The organism is Glaciihabitans sp. INWT7 (assembly GCF_014217685.1).
Taxonomy (GTDB): domain Bacteria; phylum Actinomycetota; class Actinomycetes; order Actinomycetales; family Microbacteriaceae; genus Lacisediminihabitans.
Genome location: NZ_CP043654.1, coordinates 81088 through 101296, shown reverse-complemented (window position 1 = coordinate 101296; position 20209 = coordinate 81088). Strand labels below are relative to the sequence as shown.

The 20209-nt window shown below is 61.8% G+C and carries 20 protein-coding genes; 16 read left to right on the top strand and 4 right to left on the bottom strand.

What is annotated here, in order from left to right; translation table 11 throughout:
• From F1C58_RS16635 to F1C58_RS16560, 16 genes are all read left to right on the top strand, one after another.
• Nucleotides 1-1299 (top strand): type II secretion system F family protein, encoded by a 1299-nt coding sequence (locus F1C58_RS16635; RefSeq protein ID WP_185204242.1) that lies wholly within the window; start codon nucleotides 1-3, stop codon nucleotides 1297-1299.
• A gap of 23 nt (nucleotides 1300-1322) precedes the next feature.
• Nucleotides 1323-1769 (top strand): A24 family peptidase, encoded by a 447-nt coding sequence (locus tag F1C58_RS16630; RefSeq protein ID WP_185204241.1) that lies wholly within the window; start codon nucleotides 1323-1325, stop codon nucleotides 1767-1769.
• A gap of 115 nt (nucleotides 1770-1884) precedes the next feature.
• Nucleotides 1885-2394, top strand: coding sequence for a hypothetical protein (locus F1C58_RS16625; protein WP_185204240.1), 510 nt, complete (start codon nucleotides 1885-1887; stop codon nucleotides 2392-2394).
• A gap of 79 nt (nucleotides 2395-2473) precedes the next feature.
• On the top strand, nucleotides 2474-3280 hold the full coding sequence (locus F1C58_RS16620; RefSeq protein ID WP_185204239.1) for a hypothetical protein: 807 nt from the start codon (nucleotides 2474-2476) through the stop codon (nucleotides 3278-3280).
• Entirely contained in the window at nucleotides 3277-4878 is a 1602-nt protein-coding gene (locus F1C58_RS16615) for a hypothetical protein (protein ID WP_185204238.1), read from the top strand. The genes F1C58_RS16620 and F1C58_RS16615 overlap by 4 nt, the downstream gene beginning before the upstream one ends.
• 2 nt (nucleotides 4879-4880) lie before the next feature.
• Nucleotides 4881-6995, top strand: coding sequence for a hypothetical protein (locus F1C58_RS16610; protein ID WP_185204237.1), 2115 nt, complete (start codon nucleotides 4881-4883; stop codon nucleotides 6993-6995).
• A gap of 161 nt (nucleotides 6996-7156) precedes the next feature.
• Nucleotides 7157-7666, top strand: coding sequence for a hypothetical protein (locus tag F1C58_RS16605; protein WP_185204236.1), 510 nt, complete (start codon nucleotides 7157-7159; stop codon nucleotides 7664-7666).
• Nucleotides 7667-7686: 20 nt separating this feature from the next.
• A complete protein-coding gene (locus F1C58_RS16600; protein ID WP_185204235.1) occupies nucleotides 7687-8211 on the top strand; it encodes a hypothetical protein in 525 nt (174 codons plus the stop codon).
• A gap of 144 nt (nucleotides 8212-8355) precedes the next feature.
• On the top strand, nucleotides 8356-8757 hold the full coding sequence (locus tag F1C58_RS16595; RefSeq protein WP_185204234.1) for a hypothetical protein: 402 nt from the start codon (nucleotides 8356-8358) through the stop codon (nucleotides 8755-8757).
• A gap of 516 nt (nucleotides 8758-9273) precedes the next feature.
• Nucleotides 9274-10182, top strand: a complete 909-nt coding sequence (locus tag F1C58_RS16590; RefSeq protein ID WP_185204233.1) for a ParA family protein — start codon at nucleotides 9274-9276, stop codon at nucleotides 10180-10182.
• Complete coding sequence (locus tag F1C58_RS16585; RefSeq protein ID WP_255461402.1) at nucleotides 10175-10726, top strand: hypothetical protein; 552 nt, start codon at nucleotides 10175-10177, stop codon at nucleotides 10724-10726. Before F1C58_RS16590 ends, F1C58_RS16585 begins: the two co-directional genes overlap by 8 nt.
• Before the next feature lie 94 nt (nucleotides 10727-10820).
• Entirely contained in the window at nucleotides 10821-11039 is a 219-nt protein-coding gene (locus F1C58_RS16580) for a hypothetical protein (protein ID WP_185204231.1), read from the top strand.
• Nucleotides 11036-12061 (top strand): replication protein RepA, encoded by a 1026-nt coding sequence (locus tag F1C58_RS16575; protein WP_185204230.1) that lies wholly within the window; start codon nucleotides 11036-11038, stop codon nucleotides 12059-12061. Before F1C58_RS16580 ends, F1C58_RS16575 begins: the two co-directional genes overlap by 4 nt.
• Before the next feature lie 1347 nt (nucleotides 12062-13408).
• Complete coding sequence (locus tag F1C58_RS16570; RefSeq protein ID WP_185204229.1) at nucleotides 13409-13714, top strand: hypothetical protein; 306 nt, start codon at nucleotides 13409-13411, stop codon at nucleotides 13712-13714.
• Nucleotides 13715-14293: 579 nt separating this feature from the next.
• A complete protein-coding gene (locus F1C58_RS16565; protein ID WP_185204228.1) occupies nucleotides 14294-15310 on the top strand; it encodes a site-specific integrase in 1017 nt (338 codons plus the stop codon).
• Complete coding sequence (locus tag F1C58_RS16560; protein ID WP_185204227.1) at nucleotides 15307-16212, top strand: hypothetical protein; 906 nt, start codon at nucleotides 15307-15309, stop codon at nucleotides 16210-16212. The genes F1C58_RS16565 and F1C58_RS16560 overlap by 4 nt, the downstream gene beginning before the upstream one ends.
• Before the next feature lie 72 nt (nucleotides 16213-16284).
• On the opposite strand, the gene F1C58_RS16555 is transcribed toward F1C58_RS16560, so the two are convergent.
• From F1C58_RS16555 to F1C58_RS16540, 4 genes are all read right to left on the bottom strand, one after another.
• Nucleotides 16285-16821: an RES family NAD+ phosphorylase gene (locus tag F1C58_RS16555; RefSeq protein WP_185204226.1), complete on the bottom strand. Its 537-nt coding sequence runs from the start codon at nucleotides 16819-16821 to the stop codon at nucleotides 16285-16287.
• A gap of 61 nt (nucleotides 16822-16882) precedes the next feature.
• On the bottom strand, nucleotides 16883-17419 hold the full coding sequence (locus F1C58_RS16550) for a hypothetical protein (protein WP_185204225.1): 537 nt from the start codon (nucleotides 17417-17419) through the stop codon (nucleotides 16883-16885).
• Between the two features lie 752 nt (nucleotides 17420-18171).
• Nucleotides 18172-18540, bottom strand: a complete 369-nt coding sequence (locus F1C58_RS16545; protein WP_185204224.1) for a hypothetical protein — start codon at nucleotides 18538-18540, stop codon at nucleotides 18172-18174.
• Between the two features lie 90 nt (nucleotides 18541-18630).
• Complete coding sequence (locus tag F1C58_RS16540) at nucleotides 18631-19212, bottom strand: hypothetical protein (RefSeq protein WP_185204223.1); 582 nt, start codon at nucleotides 19210-19212, stop codon at nucleotides 18631-18633.
• Nucleotides 19213-20209 lie beyond the last annotated feature (997 nt).

Below are 20209 nucleotides of genomic sequence, written 5' to 3'. Positions count from 1 at the left end.
ATGACCACCCCAACATCGAACCCCTCCTCGCTCACCGAAGCACCTACCGTTGACGCGGCCCCGGTGCTCGTGCACGACTCCATCAAGCTGACCCTGCCGTCGAAGAAGGCGCTGCGCCCCGCGCGGAAGACAAAGGCCGACAAGGAGGCGATCGCGAACGCGCGCGCCGCCGAGCGGAGCAAGGATGTCAGCACCTCCGACGGCACCGGCGAGAAGAAACGTCCCGCAATCACCATCGTCGCCAAGAAGTCATCCGTGGACGACCTCGCCGAGACCCTCGAAGACCTCGCCTCGATGCTGGAGGCGGGAGAGAGCGAAGATCGTGCGGTCTCTCAGCTCGCCGACCAGTACGCGAAGGTCAACATCGGCCAGGCGTACCGACGCGCGAGCGTGCGGATGCGCGAAGAGGGCGACACGATCATCGCAGCTCTGTGCGCGGAGACGGACGTGTTTCCTCAGGTCGCTCGCGAACTGATCTCCGCCGGTACGACACCGCGGGACCTTCACGCGAACCTTCGCCAGGCGGCAAGCATCATCGTCGCCTCATCGGACGTGAAAGCGAAGGTCCGCTCCGCTCTGTTCAAGCCGTTGCTCACTCTCGGGATCGTGCTCGCCTTCATCCTCGTCGCCGCTGAATGGTTGCTCCCCGGCGTGGTCACCATGTTCACGAGCATCGGAGCAAAAGCCCCGGCCATGACCGTCGTCATGATCGCCGTCGGTGGTTCCCTGAAATGGGCGATGGGAGCCGCCGCAGTGCTCTGGATCGCGTGGCTCGTCTACTGGGGCTTTATCGGCCGGAAGAACAAGCAACTCCGCGTTCTCCGCGACCGCCTGGCTCTGCGCGCACCTCTGGTCGGACCGATCACGCAGATGGGAGCCGCAGGTCGCTTCTGCGACGTCCTCGCCGCCTGCCTGTCCTCCGGCATGACCGAGCTCGACGCCTTGGAGATCGCTGGCCGTTCCTGCGGCAACGAGGCCATCGAGGCGCACGTTCGCGAGCACATCCTGAAACAGCGTGTTGGAGAGGCAGTCTTCGGTGATGTCGCGCGCACTCCTCTGTTCCCGTGGAACCTCAGCCACCGTATCGACATCGCACCGTCTCCTCGCGAGCGCATCAAGGTGATGCGCGACCTGGCTCAGACGTTCAACAAGAAGTCGGAGAGGCGCCTTGCTGAATTCGTCGACAAGGTAGGCCCCATCACCGAGATCGTCGTGCTGACGGCCGCAGCAGTCGTGATCCTCATGGTTGCCATCCCGGTAACCACGTTCGCGCCCGCGCTGCTCCACATGGCCGGCTGATGATCTTCGGAGTCATCATCCCTGTGACGGCCATCTTCGTTGTGGTCGTCGGCATGGGAATCCTCGCGATCGCGGACCTTCGCTGGGCAGAGGTGGACAACTGGTCGACCGCTGCCCTGAGCGTCGCCGTCCTCCTCGCGCTTGTCCATGACGAGATTGTGGCCGCTCAGTGGGTGAGCGCTTTTCTGTGCGCAGGAGCTGTGTTTGCCTGCTACCTGGAACTTGGTGTCCGCGGGAACATGGGCGGCGGCGACGTGAAGCTCTCTCCGGTTCCCGCGTTGGTGCTCGGGGCAATCAACCCGTTTCTCGCGATCTGGGGTGTCGCACTCGGCTTCTGCCTGCAAGCCGCCATCCACGTTGTCTCGCGCGGTTCGAACATCGCCGCCGACAAACCGCTCCCCCACGTTCCGTCGATGTTCGTGGCTACGACGGTGACAGCGCTGGCGGGTGCGGCCCTGTTCCAATACTGAGAATTTCACTTGCATTCGGCCCCCGGAGCCGCCGATTCGGCAACTTGCCGCATGTCTTCTGCTTGAACGTGTCAGCGGACCCCGCCTGATACCCCAGGACTCTAGGAGAAGCACAGTGAAGTCGATCAAGTCAGGAACTCTCGCCGGCCGTTTCGCGCACGCACGCCTGAGCGCCAAGTCGGTGCTTTCGAACAAGGACGGCCTCGAGGTGTCGATCCCGAACATCATCGTCGCGATCGTCGTCAGCCTCGTCGTCATCGGTGCTGTCGTGGCCGGCATCGTGTTCGTGGTGCCCTTCGCCCAGGACTCGACCGCCCGAAGTGATCTGCAGACTGTGCAGAGCGCCGAGCAGGTCTACTACGCACAGGCCGCACCTCCCACCTACGGTTCCGGTGCTGAGCTCGTCGCGAAGGGCTCAATCCTCAAGAGCGACAAGAAGATCAAGATCGTCGCTCAGGGCGACCTCTACTGCGCCGGCGTTCTCTCCGCTGCCGGTCACTACTACTGGGTCTTCTCGAAGACGACCACGGTTCAGGACACCCTGCCGACCGCAAACCCGGACACCGGCGCCGGCATGACCTGCCCGACCGAGCCGCAGATCGCGGCCTCCAGCGACCTCAAGTAACTCTGGCCGCACACGTAGTAACCGTGCCGGGGGTTGGGGACCGTCCTCATCCCCCGGCACAAACCCGAAGGAACCCCTCATGAAGCTGCACAGCGAGAACGGAACTGGCTCACGCCGCTCCGCTTTCGCGCGCGCGATCAAGGGTCGAACGGCGGTCCTCCGTGACGAAACCGGTTCGACCACCGAGGCGATCATCTCCACGATCCTCAGCGTCGCCATCATCGGCATCATCGCCGCTGGTGCGGTCAGCTCTTCCGGCGCGATCGGCTCATCGTCAAGCAATGCCGAGCGCACGCAGGAACTGAACATCCTGACGGGCAAGCCGTCTCTGGTGAAGAACTGGGACACGGCGCAGAGCACCGCGATCGATGAGAAGGTGACCCTGCCCTCCGGCGTCGAGATGAGTTCGTACCTCTGGGCGGTGCCGAGCGCCGTCGGCGTCGAGTATTTCGCCTCCATGGCTCGCTCCGGTAACACCACCCGAACTTCGGTCTGCAATGACATCGCGACGGTCCACTCCGACGACTGCGTTTACGCATCTGCTTTCCACGCGAACGACCTTCGTTCGATCATGCCTCCTCTCGCTCCGGGTCTCTCGGTTGCGAACCTGGCAACACCGGTCCAGCCGCGCACGAACATCGCAACGATGCCCGCACCAACTGCGCCATCGCTGTACCGCTTCTACGTCAACGCCGCATCGATCGGAGCTCCGGGCGAGATCCACATCGTCCAGGACGGCAAAGACCTCGGCATCCTCCCGGTGCAGACCGTCCTCGACAGCTACTTCGGCACCATCAAGGTCACACCAGGCGGGCCCGTAACGATGTCCAGCCCAGACCGCTCCGTCGATGTCCGCCGCGTGATGATCTACAAGGCGGGCTCATGACCAAGTTCAGCTACAAGGCAGTCCTCGCCTCCAAGCGCGGCTTCGCTGAAGTCCTCGGGCTCAGCGTCCTCGCCATCATTGTCATGTTCGCCGTCGGTGTCACGGTCGTGAACTTCTCCGCGCAATCGACGCTCGTCGCCCAGACCAAGAACCTCACCGCCGCGGTGGAGTCGCGCGCGAACGAGTTCGCTGGACAGCTGAACACTTCACTGACCTCCGACTCTGTCACCCCGTCTCTCGCATTCGAGTGGGATGCGCGCACCGGTCTGGGAACGACGATCACGAGCCTGGGGGTCAATCCCGACAAGAGCAAGACGTTGGTCGTTCACGCAGCCAGCGAATCGGGTCGCTTCGCTATCGACCGAACGGTCCGAGTCTCGCCGACGGTTGTAACCCACGTGACAGGTTTCGACGCAGCGGGCTATCCCGTCTGGGCGCTCGCGCCGAACGAGCTCGCGGACACCTACACACTCTGGGGATTCACCGCGGGTTCCATCCGTCCCCTCACGCTGAAAGAACAAGCCGGCCAATCGAAAGATGCCACGAACTGGATCACTGCGGCAAGCCGTCTCGCCATCGACTCGAGTGGGCACCTCTGGGGCTGGGGCGCGAACGCAAGTGGGCAGCTCGGCGATGGAACGACAACGGACAGCGCTTCGCCCGTCCCGCTGACTCCTGCGGTCAAATACCGGAAGGTAGTCACCGACGCCACCTCGAGCTTCGCGGTGGACTCGAAGGGCGCACTGTGGGTGTGGGGCGCCAACACGAGCAACAAGCTCGGCCTTGCTGCCGGGTCCGGTGTCCCGGTCCGTGGCGGGATCAACTACCCGATCCAGACGGTTGCCACCGGCTCGAACTCCACCTTCGCTATCGACAGCCAGGGCCGCCTGTGGGCCTGGGGGCAGAACGCCAACGGTCGCCTGGGCACCGGCTCGGCCGCGGCCTCTATCCGCGATGCTGAGCAGGTCGCCCCGGGCCAGACGTTCTTCTCCGTAACCACTCAAGCAGGTTCCACGTTCGCGATTGATACGGCCGGGAGCCTCTGGGCCTGGGGCGCGAACGCCGCCGGACAGCTCGGCCTCGGAACGACTGTCGATGTGGCGACCCCCACTCAAGTCGGCGTCACCAAATTTGCAAGCATCCAAACGAGCGGCCGTCGCACCGCGGCTGTCGACATGGCCGGAAAACTGTGGGCATGGGGACTGGCGGGCGCCGCCGGAGACGGAACCAACCTGCCCCGCACCAGCCCGGTGCTCGCGACCACCACCGACACGTTCAGCACCACGGCCGCCGACGCGAACACCAGCTACGCGATCAGCACGGCCGGGAACCTCTACGCATGGGGTGCCAACGCCGGCGGCCAGTACGGAGACGGAACTACCACCGTCTCCCGCGTGCCGAAGCTGGCGGTTCCTGGTGTCACCTTCATCGGCCTGAGTGTCGACGCGGTCGCTACGGCGGCCATGGACTCACGCGGTGGGCTTTGGTCTTTTGGCCACAGCGACTCTGGTCTCTGGCCGGTTGACTTCGGAACCACACCGAACACTGCACTGAAAATGCCGTTCCCCGACGGCTCCGCCCCGACCGGATGGAAGTAGTAATGAAGCACCCGCTCCGTACCCGAGCTCAGGTTCTGCAGAACAGGACCGGCGGCATCTCGGTGTCGATCCCTGACCTCATGGTCTCGATGATCGTTCGCATCATCGTGCTCACCGGGCTTGTCAGCGCCATCGGCGTCATGCTGTTCATCTTCCTCTCGACGACCACGTCCACGCAGACTTCGGCATCTTTTCAGGCGTCGAGCCTTCGCTTCACCGCTGCGGTGGGCAAGGCGGACATCGTCAAGGGTCTCGGTACCGATACCGCTGTGCTGATGACGACAAGGACCTCACCGTCGGGCGTCGAGTCCTGCGACATAGTCACATGGCGCGATGTGCAGGTGAACGGAGTCCTCACCCTGGTCAACGACAAGGCCAGCTCTGCCGGAAAGTGCGACGACAGCACGCCGATCCCTGCCCCGAGCCCGGTGGGACGCGACGCTCTCCTCGCCAACGTAACTCCGAGCATCTTCACGTTTGAAAATGTGGGCGGTCGCTCGATCACCTTCGACTCCGCGGGCAACGCCACGCTTGCCGCCGCTGTTGCGCCGGCGGGAGTTCCCGCACAGGACTGGGCCGATGTCCGCCCGCAGCGCGTAGAAATGAAGCTCGGCGCTGACGCGAAGGGCCTCACTACTTACGCACGCAACGCCAAGATGGTGGGACTCACCTCGGTCGTCAACTTCGCCGAAGCTCAGCCGGGATCGAAGTATGTCCCGCCTGCCGAGCCGATCGTCGCGCCCAGCGCAATCGGCCAGGTCTGGGTCACTCGGTCCGCTACCGCTGGCGACATCTACGGAGGAGTCCGCGAAGGCGCGACCGTCTCCTTCCTGGGCGGCATCTGCCAGGACATGCCGTCGCTCGTCACCATCACATGGGCGCCATCATCTCCTGCCGGACAGTCTCCGGAAAGCGCGACCTTCAGCCGCGTCATGAACGGCAACCCGACCGTCTTCAACATGCCCCGAGTCCGCAACGGATCCGAAGGCGAGGCTCAGGTTTCAGTCAAGTGCGACCTGGCGAACAAGCCGGACGAGGCGAGCGCGCTCTACACCCAGACGGTGCCCGCGACTTCACTGACCGTCGCGAACGGAACAACTGCTGAGAAGCATGACCTCAGCTGGACTCCCGTGTCGAGCCTCCCGACCACTTTCGGTGTTACTTGGACTGCGGCGCCGGTCAAGCCGACCGCGTCGGGCGACGAGGGCTCCACCACGGCTCTCGCGAAGACTGTCACATTCCCTCTCGGCACCACGTACGGTTTCGCCACCAACTACAAGGTGACCCCGACGGTGAACGGCCTGGATGGCAATCCCGCTTACGGCGGAGTTTCGAACGCCTGGCCTGCCGCTCCGATGGCTTCCGCGATCACCTACACGGGGACCGGATCTGGCGCCAAGATCACGGATGGGTCCATCAGCTGGGGCTACGCGGGAGCCTGCCCGGCCGGAACCGTTTCGAGCTCGCGTGAGATCCAGAACAAGATCTGGAACGGAACGACCGGAGCGGTCTCCACCGGCAACTACACGATCGGCGCATTTGGAACGAAGACGAACGCCGTCTGGAACCCGACTTACGCTCTCGAGGGCTATCCCTACCAGGAGCGAGTCGATACCAAGTGTGTCTCACCCGTCACCGGCTCGCAGAGCAAGGTTTCGACAGCTCAGAGCGCCACTTTCTACACGCGTATGAACTCACCCGCCGCACCCGTGTACGACGGTTTTGACTTCCGTGACTTCGTCCGCGGCGACACCGAAGGTTTCGCCACCTGCTGGAACATCCAGCCGACTACCTGCAACAAGACCTACCCGGCCGGGCTGGCTATCAACGGCGGCGGGTTCAACGAGTCGTACCAGATGGACTTCATCACCTACTGCCCCGCCGGCTCCAAGCTGGGATGGTCCTACTATCACACCGAGAACCTCTCGATCCCCGGCCCCGGCAACGACAAGGGGTACTTCGGGAAGCAGGACGGCTGGCAGATCGGTGACGGCACCCAGGTGGCCCACTATCTCCACTCGCGACCGGTGTACAAGTGCGACACACTCTGGGTGACCTCACCTGTCAGCGTCAAAGGCGCTGACGTCCACTACAACGTGAACCGGGTCTGGGGTTGAGCGGGCGCCGACGTGCTGCGCCGGGCCCCGGCGTGAGGCGTCGCACGAATCGCATCATCATCGTTGCGGCAGTCGTTCTGGCTGCCGCAACGGGTATCGGATGCTGGGCACTCTCGTCCTCCTCGGTCAGCCCCTCCCCCGCATCCACCGGCATTTCCCATGTGAAGCTCGACTCCGTCGAGATCGCACGCCTGCGCGCCGACGCAAAAGCGAGCGGGAGCCCTGAGCCGGGACACGCATCGGTGAGTATTGAGAATGACGCAAGCCTCCCACTGGCCGAGGTCGGTGGCTCTCCGATAGTTGACACGTCAAACGGCCTCAGCCGCGACTTCGGTTTCGATGTCCAGTACCTCGGATCGACCGTGCTGCCCTCAGAGCCTGCTGCTGTGGCCGTGCACCTCGATGCATGTTTTCTCGAGTGGGCGAAGACGACGCTTGCTGCTTCGAACGGTCTGTCCGGTACTCACGCGGAAACTGTGTGCGGCCGAGACGCCGCGGTGATTATCGGTGGCTACGGCGTCGAGGGACGCGACCTTATCGGTCGCGCCGTCGACGGTTTCGGCACATCGCCGACCGCGCCTATCCTTTTCGGGCACGAGGCTCTCGCCTACGCATCAGCGGCAACATCTGACGGCAAGGGAATCATCATCGTCGTTGGGACGCCTGAATAGTAGCCGCACACATACTTTTCATGACCATCAACAACGACACCGACTACGCCCGCCTCAACGACGGAACGTTCACTGAAAAGACCTATGGAGCCCCCGAGGTTGGACTCGCGTTCCCCGAGCTGCCGGCCTACGACCCGACGTTCTTCTACGACCGGATTGGGGTTGCTTCCGAGCTCTCCGCCGCGGAGACCGAGGACCTCTCCCCCACCCACCAGGCGCTTGTGCGCAACGCAACCCAGGCCGTCAACGACGCTTGGGTCCTGGACAATGGACTCCGCCAGACCAACGTCAACGGCGACTGGGTGGACACCAAGGTCTACCGCGACGGGGAATTCATCGTCGCCGATGTCCAGCACAAGAACCAGGACGAGGCGCCTTTCGGCTCGCTCCTCGTCTTCGATGACGCTGGCCGTATCGTCGGGCAGTTCGACAACCACTCCGACGACTTCGGCCCGCGCTGGCAGCCGATCGCTGGCCTCCGTGCTCAGCTCTTCGCCGACCTCAACGAGAGCTCGGCCGACGGATCACTCGGCGACCACCTCTAACCATTCAATTCGAGAAGCAGACTGCTTCGCTGCCGGGGCCTCCGACGAGGTAGCCCCGGCAGTTCTATGCCCGCCACACACGTATATCGGCAAGCAACGTTTTCGAAACCTGGGGTGCCCTCGCTCCCCTGAAAGGCACAACTCATGGACAACGTCTTCGACGCCACCAACCACCCGCGGTCAATCTCGGGAAGGTTTTCTGACAAGGAGCAATCGCGCCCCCAGGTGACCCTGTCGGAAAAAGCAGTCACCGGCCATGTCAACGACTACCTCATGGGAAGTGCCGAGGATCTGAATGCAGCCCAACGCCTCGCGATCGTACGTCTCTTTGGCGAGATGCCGGTCCGACCGAACATCAGCGTGAATGACGAAGACGATATCGACCTGATCTACAACCTCCCTGACTCTGCTTTTGTCGATGCGAGTACCGTTCGCTTGACCTTAGATCGGGACGGACGAGTCGTCCGAGCAGGTTCTGGGGAGCACTGGGACGATGACAACTCGACTCAGGAGGATTTCGTCCGCCTGGTGGAGCAGGGTTTCTGAGCCTAGACAGCACAGCATCCGACATTCACCCTCCTTCCCCACACCCCTCTGATCGGCGCCGTGCGCCCCGTGGAGCGTCGATACCCCCGATATGGGCCACTTACCCTCGTGAGGCCTCGTTCGTCCATCACGCGACGATTCACGCTAAGTTCAATTTGATGCAATTGGTCGTATTGTTCAAATTGAACTATTGATGCCACGCAAGGAACAAATTGCACCAATTGTGCTTAGCGCAACCGCCCACGCTAAGTTCATTTGGTGCAATTAGCGCCGTCACGACGCTGTCGCAAAGATCAAATCACGCAATTGATCAGGGGCCGCTAAGTTCATATTGCACAAAAGCCAATCGAGCAGAAGACGCGCAAGGATCAATAAGCACAAATTGATCAACCGCAAAATACAATTGCTGGGGAGTCGGGCGGTTAGCCCGACTAAATCAGGACGCCGACAGTCGGCCTCCAACGGCAGCGAAAGGTCGATGTGGCCAGCGTTATTGACCGATCTGAACTTCAGCGGGTGATCACCCTCATCAACAACAAAGGGGGAGTGGGGAAATCGATGCTGACCGCCAACATCGGCGGACTGCTCGCATCGTCCTCATGGAAGGTGCTTCTCGTCGATCTCGATCCGCAGGGGAACATCTCTGACGATCTAGGCATCACCGGCACGGATGACGACGACGACGGGGAGGGGCTTGCCAGGATTCTCTTACAGCCCGACGCAACTCCAGTGCCGCTCAAGAACGTCCGTCCCAACCTAGATTTGCTCGTCGGCGGCACAGCACTAGAAGAAGCATCCGCTGAACTCGCGCACATGAAATATCTCGGACAGGTGACGGAATCAAGAGTTCCTTTGGCGAACCAGCTGGCGAAGATCGCGGGGGAGTACGACATCGTGCTGATCGACAGTCCTCCCGGCAACGACGTAATTCAGTCCCTCGCTGTGACCGCGACGAGATACATTTTGATCCCCTCGAAGACCGATGCCAGGAGCGTGAAGGGCATAGTTCTGACAGCGAGACGGCTGGACAAGCTCATCGATCTGAATCCAGACGTCGACCTCTTGGGGGTCATTGCATTCGGGCTGTCCAAGGGTGCGGTGAAGCTGCTGGCTGACTTCAAGGAGCGGGCTTCCCAGGCACTCGGTCGGGCTGTAGCGGATCGAGTGATCTTCGACAGTTACGCCTTCCACGCCACCGCAACGGCCGACAAGATGAGCGAGACCGGCCTACTTGCTCATGAACTCGACATCAAGGTGCGGAACGGTCCGAAATGGTACGAGCGATGGAGGGCGGGCAAGCAGGCGGAGCCCGCCGGCCCAGCATCTGTGGGTTCAATCGCAGACTCCATGCAGGCGATCACGACGGAACTGATCGCAAAACTGGAAGCGGCCGAGGCAAAAGCGGCAGAGGAATCCAATGTCTGAGAGCGAGCCAAATCGAAACGTGGGCGGCCCGCCGCCCAGAAGGCCGGCAGCAAAGACCGCACCGGCCTCAATCCTGGACCGGGATTCTCGGTTGGCCGCTCGGTCGCAGGCCCCGTCTGGAACCTCAATTCAACAAGTGAACTCCGCGCCCAGTGAAATCCCCGTCTCAGCCCAGGCCAGTCCTGTTGTCGAGGCCGACATTCGGCCCACGTCGCTGCAGCAGGAACGCGAGCCGATCCCGAGCTCAGCGCCTGTTTCTACCAGGCGGCAGCGGGGGAGTGGAGCTGTCGAGCCGACGGATCTCGCGCACGCCCCCCGGAGCAACAAAATCCCGCGGGTCAACTTCGAAGTGCCGCGGCACCTTCACAACCGACTCCGCGCTGTATATCGCGCCGTCGGCAAGTCCGAGGGAGCTGAGACATATCGAGAATTCATGACCGCAATGGTCATCAGAGAGTGCGAGCGGTTCGAAGAAACCTACAACGGTGGCCTGCCCTTCGCCGGGGGAGAGGGCTACCTCCCCCGAGGTCGCCCTTTCGTCTGAGTCGATCTTTCGACACGCCAACCGAGGCGAGGGCTCGTGGCACACAGACCAGCGATGATTTGGTGATAGCTAGCACGTTCTCGAGGAGGCCCAGTTGACAGTCATCGACATATCGGGAAAGCGTCGACGTCCTCGGGAAATATCGGTTCAGATGAACACTCGCGTATCGCTGGTTACTCGGGAGCTTCTTGACGACGTAGTTGTGGCACACGGCATCACGCTGCGTGAAGCGGTCGAGATGGCGATCGAGGAGAAGTGGGGGAGTGTTCGCTCCGACTCGAACGCCAGCCTCGACGCGAAGGTGACACGATGAGCGATCTGCCCTTGTTTCAGATGAGCCAGGCCGGCGAGCCGAAGCGGTCCGACAAATTCGAGATCGCCAGCAAGCGTGATCTCGAACTGCTGCGTTTTTCATCCATACAGCAGAGCCCCGACTACACCGCTGATGTTGGATACTCCCCGGCGCTGTTCTCGCAGGTGTCACTTCCGTACAAGGACCCGAAGGACCAGGAGGTCTGGATCCGACGAAACGGCGAGGTAACGCTTCAGGTGACCCCGCGAACGGTGAAGAACACCACGACCGGACTGTTTGAGCGCAAATATCCCTACGGGATCACCCCGCGGCTTTTGGTGGCCTTCCTCACCACTGAGGTGATGAAATCCGGTGGGCGCACAGTCGAGCTCGGTGGCTCCGTGTCGGCTTTCATGCGAAGCCTCGGAATGCAGCACACCGGTCCGAACGCAACCCGACTGCGCGACCACATGCAGCGGTTCTTCGGATCTTCAATCACTTTCGAGGGGCGGGCGTCCAACAACGCCGGCGAGGGGCTGAAGACGGTCTACTTCCAGTTCGCTTCTGAGATGAGCCTGTGGGACAGCGCACCGCGCAACGAGGGCGACATCGTCCACCGCGCGCCGTGGCAGAACGAAGTAGTCCTCTCCGAGGCTTTCTCCCGAGAGATCTTGGCCCGGCCTATCCCGCTGGATCTCAATGTCCTCCGGCAGCTCACCCCCAGCCCCCTCAAAGCGGACGTGTACCTCTGGCTCGCGCACCGCATGTCCTGGATCCGGGAAGACGTCCACATCAGCTGGGCAGCTCTCGAGGAGCAGTTTGGAGCGCAGTTCAAACAGCCCCGGCAATTCAAGGCTGCGTTCCTCGAAGCCATCGCGGCTGTTCAGAAGGTTTACCCGGGACTGAACGTGGATACGGGCAAGGGCGTGCTGATCCTCAAGCCATCGCCAACTCCGATTCCGAAGGTTCGCTCCGCGAAGCGATCGAAGATGCAATTCTCCGGTGACAAGTTCCCCGAAGCTCCGCTGGCCATCGAGTCGTAACCTCGGTGGGGGAGTGGTGACGAGGCCGAGCGTCACCGAATGTACGACGTCCCCGCGTCAGCGAGTTTACGAACCGCCCCTGGTCGCCGCTCCAACACCTACCGAGAAAATTGCGCCGAATCAAGGCGATTTTGCTCCTGCGCGGCACCCGATCCCGAAGAAACTTGGTCAGGTCCGTCACCGGATGTACGAGAAGCCAGCCCAAAATTGCGTCATTGCGGCCCCTGATTCAGCTGGGCGTCACCAAAAGAACGAGATCGCGCCGAGAAACCCCACTCGACGCGTCACCAGATGTACGAGCTCAGGGCGTCACTAGATCTACGAAGTGCTGGCCCTGGTGAGCTGGACGAATGAGCAGGAGCTAGGCCCAGAGACTTGTGATGCCCACGCACGCCACAGTGCCCGGAGAAGGGCCAGTGCGTGTTGCGCGGCGCAGAAGGCGTAAAAACGGCCTGGTCGGGCTCCTGAGGCCTGTTCTGCCCGCATCTTCCGGTGCTTCGGGTGGTTCTTGGTGGAATTCTCCTTCCCGGCCTCGGTGGCCTCACAATTTGCTCAACGGCAGCTGTCACACGCTTCCGTGGTCACCTTAAAAGCCAGGGTTGATAGAGGTATCTAGTAGAGGACCCATTAGAGGGGGAGTGAGGCAGAGCCTGCCAGATCCCAATAGCCGCGGGGGAGTTGGGCCACCGACGGCGGCAGTCGTGTCACCAGAAGAACGAACCACTGTCACCAAATGAACGATTCCGCGTCACCAAAGATACGACCAGAGCACAGTTGGCGTTCGTACCTTCGGTGACGGAACGGGCTGTTATCCACAGGAGGGCCCAGAAAGTGGCAATCGGACCTCATTCGCGACGCTAGTTCGTACATCCGGTGACAGACCAAGACAACCGAATCGGGTCCAGTTCGTGCATTTGGTGACGGGCAACTGAGAGTGAATTTCGTATCTCTGGTGACGCGGATCCGACGCCGGTCTCGTTCTTTTGGTGACGGTCGGAGAGCGTCCGGAATGACAACACGGTTCCGGTCCAAACTGACAAGTTGCAATTGCGTCACGCGACGTGGAGCAGGCGCGCTCGAGTGGCCCGATCTGAGCATGCCTGGATGGGTGAGATGTCGATTTCTCTATCGGGGACTCAGCTGCAATTCCTTCAGCATGGCCCGGTGTTCCAGCGACGAAGCTTCGAATCTGGCTGACCTACCCCCGCTGGTCCTCGTCAATAGACTCTCTGGAAGCACCGCGGAGGGCCGATGATCGAGGACGAGCACGTAACCGTCGTACGCGTCCATCCATTTGAGGGCGGGTACGCGGTTGTGAACGCGGGCCACGATCGGAGACCCCGATCTGTGCTTCCCGCCGACGAATCGTTTCCCACCGTTGTCGCGGCGATGCGGTGGGCGGTACGAGAACGCCCCGGGCACCAGATCGATGTTGCTCCCGAGTGTGCGAGCGAGGAGTTGCTGTACCGGGCGGAGGTGGCGCAGTTCGCGAAGATGCTGAACGGTGCCCGGGACTGGTTCGAAATGCACTCCCATCGGCTCAGTTCTACGGCTGCCGGGGATCTGGCCGGCATCCTGTTCCCTGAACGCGTCGATGAGGAAGTGCGCTGGTTGACGCCAGAGGCGGGCACCATCCCGCCGGCGGAGATTTAGCTAGCCGCAGCTGGCCTCAGTGTCGGCTGACAGCCCGTGGGTACGGTGACTGGCGCGTTGGCGGCAGTGTTGCTCACGCTTGCAGCGCGCCATTCCAGGGCGGGAGGCACTACCGCGGCTCCCGCACGCGCGGCCAGGACTGGATATGCCGGCGGATACCAGCGGTGGGCGAGACAGCATCGTCGATTCCTGCTCTTATCGGGTGACGCGGGGATCGGAGTTGCCGAACCATGGCGGAAATCCGGTGTTGAGGCTGCCGCCCGCGGGCAAGAAACACCGCGGCGAACCCCGGAATGTTCGAATGAACGGAAGTACCCTGTCGCTTACACCCCTAGATTTTTGTTGACGATTCTGGACGGAATCATAACAATGGGTGGTAGCCCCATGTTTTGAGCAGAATCGTGTGGCGACCGACGATTGTGAGTTCACGTGGCCGATTTCAGCGCTCCCGATGGTTCCAGGCGGCACGGACGGGGCTCCCGACCGCGTTCTGCGGCGCTCGACGTCTTCGGAACCGACCAGTCGCTCGTCACGCCTCCAGCTGAGATGGAAGCGATCCGAGCGTTCCAGCGCGCAGCCATGTCAGAGAACACCCGTCGCGGCAACGAGACTGACCTGCTCGCCTTCGGTGAATGGTGCCGGAATCGTGGCGTCTCCGATCTTCCCGCGGAACCGATAACCCTCGCTGCGTATCTCACATACGCCGCAAATCTGGTCGACGAGCACGGGGACTACTTCTACGCCCCGGGAACGCTCGGGCGGTGGGTCGGTTCGATCAACAAGGCCCATTTCTTGAAGGGGTTCCCGAAGCCTGGCGCAGATCCCGAGGTCGTCTTCACCATGGCCGGCATCCGGCGCGAGCGCGCCCGGCCCGAGGCACGCAAGGCACCCCTGCTCCTTGCCGACCTGAAACGAGTCCTCGGAGAGATCGATCTGCATTCCTGGCCGGCCGGGGTTATCGGACAGCGTGACGCGACCATCATGCTCTTCGGGTTTGCCGGGGCGTACCGCCGCTCCGAGCTCGCGGCGCTGACCCTCCAAGACGTGCGGCTGCATCCCGAGGACGGCCTGCACGTGCTCCTCCGGCAATCCAAAACCGACCAGGAATCCCGGGGAGCCGTCAAGGGGCTTCCGTACGGGGCGAACCCGACGACCTGCCCACCGTGCGCGTTCGTCCGCTGGGTCCGGATCCTTGCCGCGACCGCGACAGGCCGGGCCGAGACGATGCGGGTGCTCCGCGACGTCGACACGAGCAAGCACGTCTGCCGCGGGCCGCTGCCGGAGCTCGCGACCCTCGATCTCTCCCTGCCCCTGTTTCGCCCGGTGATGAAGAACGGCAACATCCTTGACCGCGCGATCACCGGCGGGGTCGTGAACATCGTCGTTCAACGCCGGGTGGCCGCCTCGGGCATGAATGCCCCCATCTACGGTGCACATTCCCTCCGCGCCGGCTTCGTCACCCAGGCGTTCCGCGCCGGTGCCACCCACCACGAGGTGATGAGGCAGACCCTTCACAAGGGCATCACCACTTTGGAGATCTACTCCCGTGAGAACGACCCGCTCCGTCACAACGCCGTCACCAGGATCGGCCTGTGAGCGCGACGGTCGTCCTCGACAGGGACTGGGAGCTGTTCTCCGACTGGTGCACGGCTGCGGAGACCAGTCCGCTGCCTGCGACAGCTGAGACGGTTGAGGCGTTCTTGCGGGCCGTGCCCGGGCGGCCCTCCACCGCACGTCGCCGGCTTCGCGCTATACGCCGCGCCCACCAGGACATGCGGGTGCAGCTTCCGGTGCAGCTCCCTGGCCGGTCGAGCACTGTGCGCTCCGGCGAGGAGTGGGTGTCGATCGAGCGCGCGCTCGCTCAAATTCCGACACTGAGATTCCCGATCGGACTGCGCGGGCGCCGGGACGCCTGGCTGCTCACTCTGATCGGAGTGCTGGGTCTGACTCGTCGTGAGTCCATGGAGCTCATCGCGGACGACATCGAGCTCTTCCCTGTGATCCGGATCGCCAATCGCCCCGTCCCCCGAAGCGATGTGCCCGCCGAATGTCCGGCCTGCGCTGTGACCAGGTGGCTGCGGGTCGTTGGCGCGGCTTCGAGAGGCCACCGCTCTGAGGTTCAGGGCCTCCTCAACCCGCTCGGTGTCGATGACGAAGTGCACGATTGCGGTGTCGGACTCGACGGCAGTTGGCGGGAGGCTGACTGCCTCACCGTTGCGGTCGATCGTCGCGGTTGGATTGCCTCGGGCAAGCCTCTCAGCTCGACGTCCGTTTCGGCGATCATGAAGGCGCGTCAGCTGCCGGCGGGGGACCCTCTGCGCGGTTTCTCATTGGCTCCTGCGACCGGCCGGTTCAAGGATGCGTCCTCGGCGGAGCTCGCTTCGGCGTACGACGAGATCGACGTGAGGCTGTCGGAGCTTCTCGCTCGTGCGGAAGCGGCGGTGTCCGCGGGGGCTGATGTGTTGCATGAGATCGAAGGTCACTGGGACCCCAGCTAGCGTGGCGTCGAACTCGGGTGTCGGCGGGTGAACTGGCCGCGTGAGGCGGTTATCGACGGTCGCGCTGCAGGCTCAGATCAGATCGATTTGCGATCGGGCATGCTTGGCGTCGACACTGAAACCAGACATGAGGGCGGCCTCAATCCCTGGGGTGGGCACCCCGTGGATGACTGCCGGCGGCTTGGTGGCCGAACCGTTGAACTTTTCGAACAGCGCGACGATGTGGGTCGAACCTCGCAGTCTTGAAGAGAACACCACCCCATCGAAACCTGACTCCGATAGCCGCTCAGCCCAGGCGCGCCTGCGCTCCAACGTGTCCGTTTCGCTGAGGGGATGGCCGTCGAGAGTGAATGCTCGCGCCTTGGCGTGGCTGATACTCGCGAGCCTGAACGGTCTCCGGATCTTCATGGCGGTGACGACGAGCTTCTCTGCCTCGCGCGCGGTGATGGTCCGGGAGGTGCCGGCGGCAGGCGCCATCAGCTCGTTCATCGCTGTCGCCAGGTCGAGGGCCGCGTAGGTCGTTGTCGACGGCGCGGGAAGGTCGTAAATGCCATCCAAGCGCGAATATACGTGCAGCGGACGGACACCGAGCCGGTGCGCTCGGTACACGAGCGTCCCTTTGCGAAGCGGACGTGCAGGAAATTGCGCGAGGTCCTGAGATGAGATGGTCCTACTCCTCGTCATCGCCGTCGAACTTTGCCATGTATCGACGTGCAGAGGCGAGGACCGCTTTTCCGTCTCGTCCGGCGCGCAGCCACCGGGCCGGGGTGAGGCCGTCCAGATCGGTTTGCGGAGTGATCAGCCACATAGCCTGCGTGGTCGGTTCGAGCTGCTCGTCCAGAATTTTCAGGACCGCCGGCAAATGTGGCAGGAGAGCGCCTCTGAGTCCGAACTGGAATGCCGGGTACACCTTCACGCGGTCGGAAGTTTCGAGGACAAGAATCCGGCGCTGTCGGGACAGCTCGTACACGTACTGCCGTGTGACCTCGAGCCACTTGTTCAGAGACGCGGTCGTATAGAAGGGCCCGAGCTCGAGGTTGGACGACGAGACGCGCGGGATTGAGGCTATGACGCGATCGGCGAGCACTCCGACGTCACCGAGTTCGGAGATGTCACGATGTTCTCGGCCCATTCTTGCTACTACGAGCTCGAGCTTTTCATCGATCGCCGACAGTAGTTCGGTCTTGAAAGCTTCCCCGGTGTGCACAAAAATCCCCCATACATTCAACGGCAGAGGGGTCCTCCTCTACCGCGCTTGAGCCGCACCCATGACTAAGGCTGTGACCGAAGTCGGTGGTGACACTATCCAATAGTCCACCATCGAGACAGTTCTGTCCACCTGTGCGGAGCTCACCCGAATACTACGTCAGAGGCAGGCTGGTTTTCTCGTTTGTGGTGACGCGGTTTGCCGGGAGGGACTCCAGCCACGACAGAAGATCCACGGCGAGAATCACGACTTTCGTGTTCAACTTCCGGCAACGCAGATGACCGGATCGAATGGCTTCCCGGATGAGCGTCTCGCTGATCCCGGTCGCGCTCACCGCCGTGGCGACCGAGTAGGGGTCTGAGTAGTAATGGAACGAAAACGTCCGTTAAGTAAATTCTTGGACCTACCATGGCAACGAATCGGGTCAACATTCCGGATCACGGATGTTCCGAGCCCCGAAGAGCGTCGGAATCTTGCGTCGAGAATTAATGACGACGAACACTCGGCCCTACCGCGGTTTTTCTTTCCGTTGCTACTCGGGCCACGACGACGTTGCGTTGTTTGTAGTCCGCGGCGTCGTTCAGCGAAGCTTCAACCGGCTCAAGAACTGGAGCGGCAGCGCAATGCGATCAGACAAGACCGCGGGCGATTACTAAACACGTATCACGCTCGCCGCGATCTTGGTCTGGATCGACACCGACTTGATCAACACGCCCTAGGGCAGTTGATGGCGGAACGAGTAGATCTGCGGATCAAGGGCTGTAAGTCGATCCGTGATCCGCGCGCGACATTCCCAGGACAACTTTCCCGATTCGCAATGCATCATCTTTGGGTTCTGCTACTTCTTCGGCGACCGTGCCGACAATGTTTCCGAAGATAACGGGCCTTGGGGTTTGAGCCAGGTATAACTCGTTATATGCGTCACCGACGCTCGTGACCGCATTTATTTGCGTCCGGGAACGCCGCCTAGGAATGACGGCGCGCACTGTAGCGGCGATCACGGCTATACCCCCCATAGCGATGAATGCATAAGTCGCCCAGTCCTGCTGGTTCGCGAATCCGATCGCGAGTGGCACGGTAACAAGTACCACTATCCCAAACATCCAGCCGCTGGCTCTCATGGGCGCTCCTTGGTTGGTTCCGAGTCTGCGCTTGCTATTTGGATTTGTCTAGAAATACATGACGACTATCCTCGCTCAGAAATTTGATTTTCATCGCCGACGCGGAAACATGGTGCTCTGGACAAGGTAGACAACTCCAACGACCAGAAAGAGAACCGGAACAATGACGTCCGCTCGCACAGCAGCGAGGAATTCCGCGACTTCAATCACACTGAAAAGCGAAAGTCCGGCAAGTGCCGCATAGATCGCACCCGCGACCAGCAAGATCCACCGAGCTAGCCCCGTAAGCTGCCTTCCGCGCACGACGAAGATCCCGGACATGACGGCCGCGATGCTGAAGAGAATCGTGAGTCCAACATGGATGAAGACCGCCGCCGCCGCGTGAAGGTCGAATGAAAGCGGGCTCACGAGAAGGAAGGCAAGACTCCGTAGTCCGAGAATGACGAGCGCGACTCTACCAATCGTTGAAAGGCCGACGATTGACGGTTCCCCAGGCATGCCCCATGCCAAGACAATTGACGCGATAAGAAAAAGGACGGCCGATGCGAGAAATGCGCCGAATGAACCTCGCTCCGTGACGGCATCCACCAGCCCGAAGATCGAGGAAGCGATAAAGGTGAGACCCACTGTCACCATCGTGCGCAAAAGGGGAGTGGAGATTTTCGCTTGCATAGGACACCTTCACTGGTCGTCGCTGACGGCGGAATAACTGCTGCGCGAGTAGTCACAGTTTTTATTTGAATTCATGAGAAATCTCTATCTTCGATGCCACATTAGTGCTTTGATCGGATCAACCAAAGGCGAGGACCTCTCGTCAACCCGATTTGGTCTACTTCGAATGAGGGTGCAAATTGCAAAAACATGCAAGATTCTCGCTGGTCGTAGCGCCGATTGCGGCAGCTGCTCTTCTGTTCGCAGCGGGACCGGCATATGCCAGTTCCGCCCATTCATCGCCCGCGCACGCTGTGGGTACTTCATCCTCGACGGTCACGCCCGGGGGTGGGGCAACGGTCGGAGATGGGTACGTGATCGTGGATCCAGGGAGCGCTCAAAGCTCTGGGACCTCAACGTTCTATCCAATCTCAAGCGCCGCGGTCAGTGCAGACACGCTAATCGTTATTCCGGATGCCCACGGTCATCTTCCGGGGGGGCTCACGACCTCGAATCTGAAGACGGTTGTCGCTCAGTTGCACTCGACGGGGTCAGTACCGGCCGGCGTCACAGCCAACATCGCTACCAGCGGGGGAACGGCCGGTACCACGAGCAACAAGGGGTCAGCTCACGAAACGGAATAAATAACACGCTAAGCCGATTCTGTGAGCTGGGTTGGCGTAGTTGGGACTCCGTTTTCCGGCTCAGTGATCGGTCGCGGGGATCCGCCAGCAGAGGGTCGGGAGCGCTGACGCGTGAACGCGCGGAGTCGACCCAGGGTGAATTTTCAATAATCTTTCAGACGGCCAAGAATTGTAGGGACGTACTTTTCGCGCGCGGAATACGCCGAACCCGATGAAATATCAATGGTAGAAGGACTATTGCAGTCCCGGGGAGAAGGCCATATGTTGTGGCTACTGTCTCTCTCCGCCCCCGGCCCTCCGATTTTCTCGCAGGATTCGCCCGTGACGAACATCGACAGCAGCGTCTCATCCGACTGCTCCGGCCGGCGACGTTG

Bases quoted from the DNA above. Each gene is read 5' to 3' on its own strand.
- F1C58_RS16615 (WP_185204238.1), top strand. From the start codon at position 3,277: ATGACCAAGTTCAGCTACAAGGCAGTCCTCGCCTCCAAGCGCGGCTTC.
- F1C58_RS16540 (WP_185204223.1), bottom strand. From the start codon at position 19,212: ATGCAAGCGAAAATCTCCACTCCCCTTTTGCGCACGATGGTGACAGTG.
- F1C58_RS16610 (WP_185204237.1), top strand. From the start codon at position 4,881: ATGAAGCACCCGCTCCGTACCCGAGCTCAGGTTCTGCAGAACAGGACC.
- F1C58_RS16635 (WP_185204242.1), top strand. From the start codon at position 1: ATGACCACCCCAACATCGAACCCCTCCTCGCTCACCGAAGCACCTACC.
- F1C58_RS16620 (WP_185204239.1), top strand. From the start codon at position 2,474: ATGAAGCTGCACAGCGAGAACGGAACTGGCTCACGCCGCTCCGCTTTC.
- F1C58_RS16595 (WP_185204234.1), top strand. From the start codon at position 8,356: ATGGACAACGTCTTCGACGCCACCAACCACCCGCGGTCAATCTCGGGA.
- F1C58_RS16565 (WP_185204228.1), top strand. From the start codon at position 14,294: ATGTCAGAGAACACCCGTCGCGGCAACGAGACTGACCTGCTCGCCTTC.
- F1C58_RS16545 (WP_185204224.1), bottom strand. From the start codon at position 18,540: ATGAGAGCCAGCGGCTGGATGTTTGGGATAGTGGTACTTGTTACCGTG.
- F1C58_RS16575 (WP_185204230.1), top strand. From the start codon at position 11,036: ATGAGCGATCTGCCCTTGTTTCAGATGAGCCAGGCCGGCGAGCCGAAG.
- F1C58_RS16600 (WP_185204235.1), top strand. From the start codon at position 7,687: ATGACCATCAACAACGACACCGACTACGCCCGCCTCAACGACGGAACG.
- F1C58_RS16585 (WP_255461402.1), top strand. From the start codon at position 10,175: ATGTCTGAGAGCGAGCCAAATCGAAACGTGGGCGGCCCGCCGCCCAGA.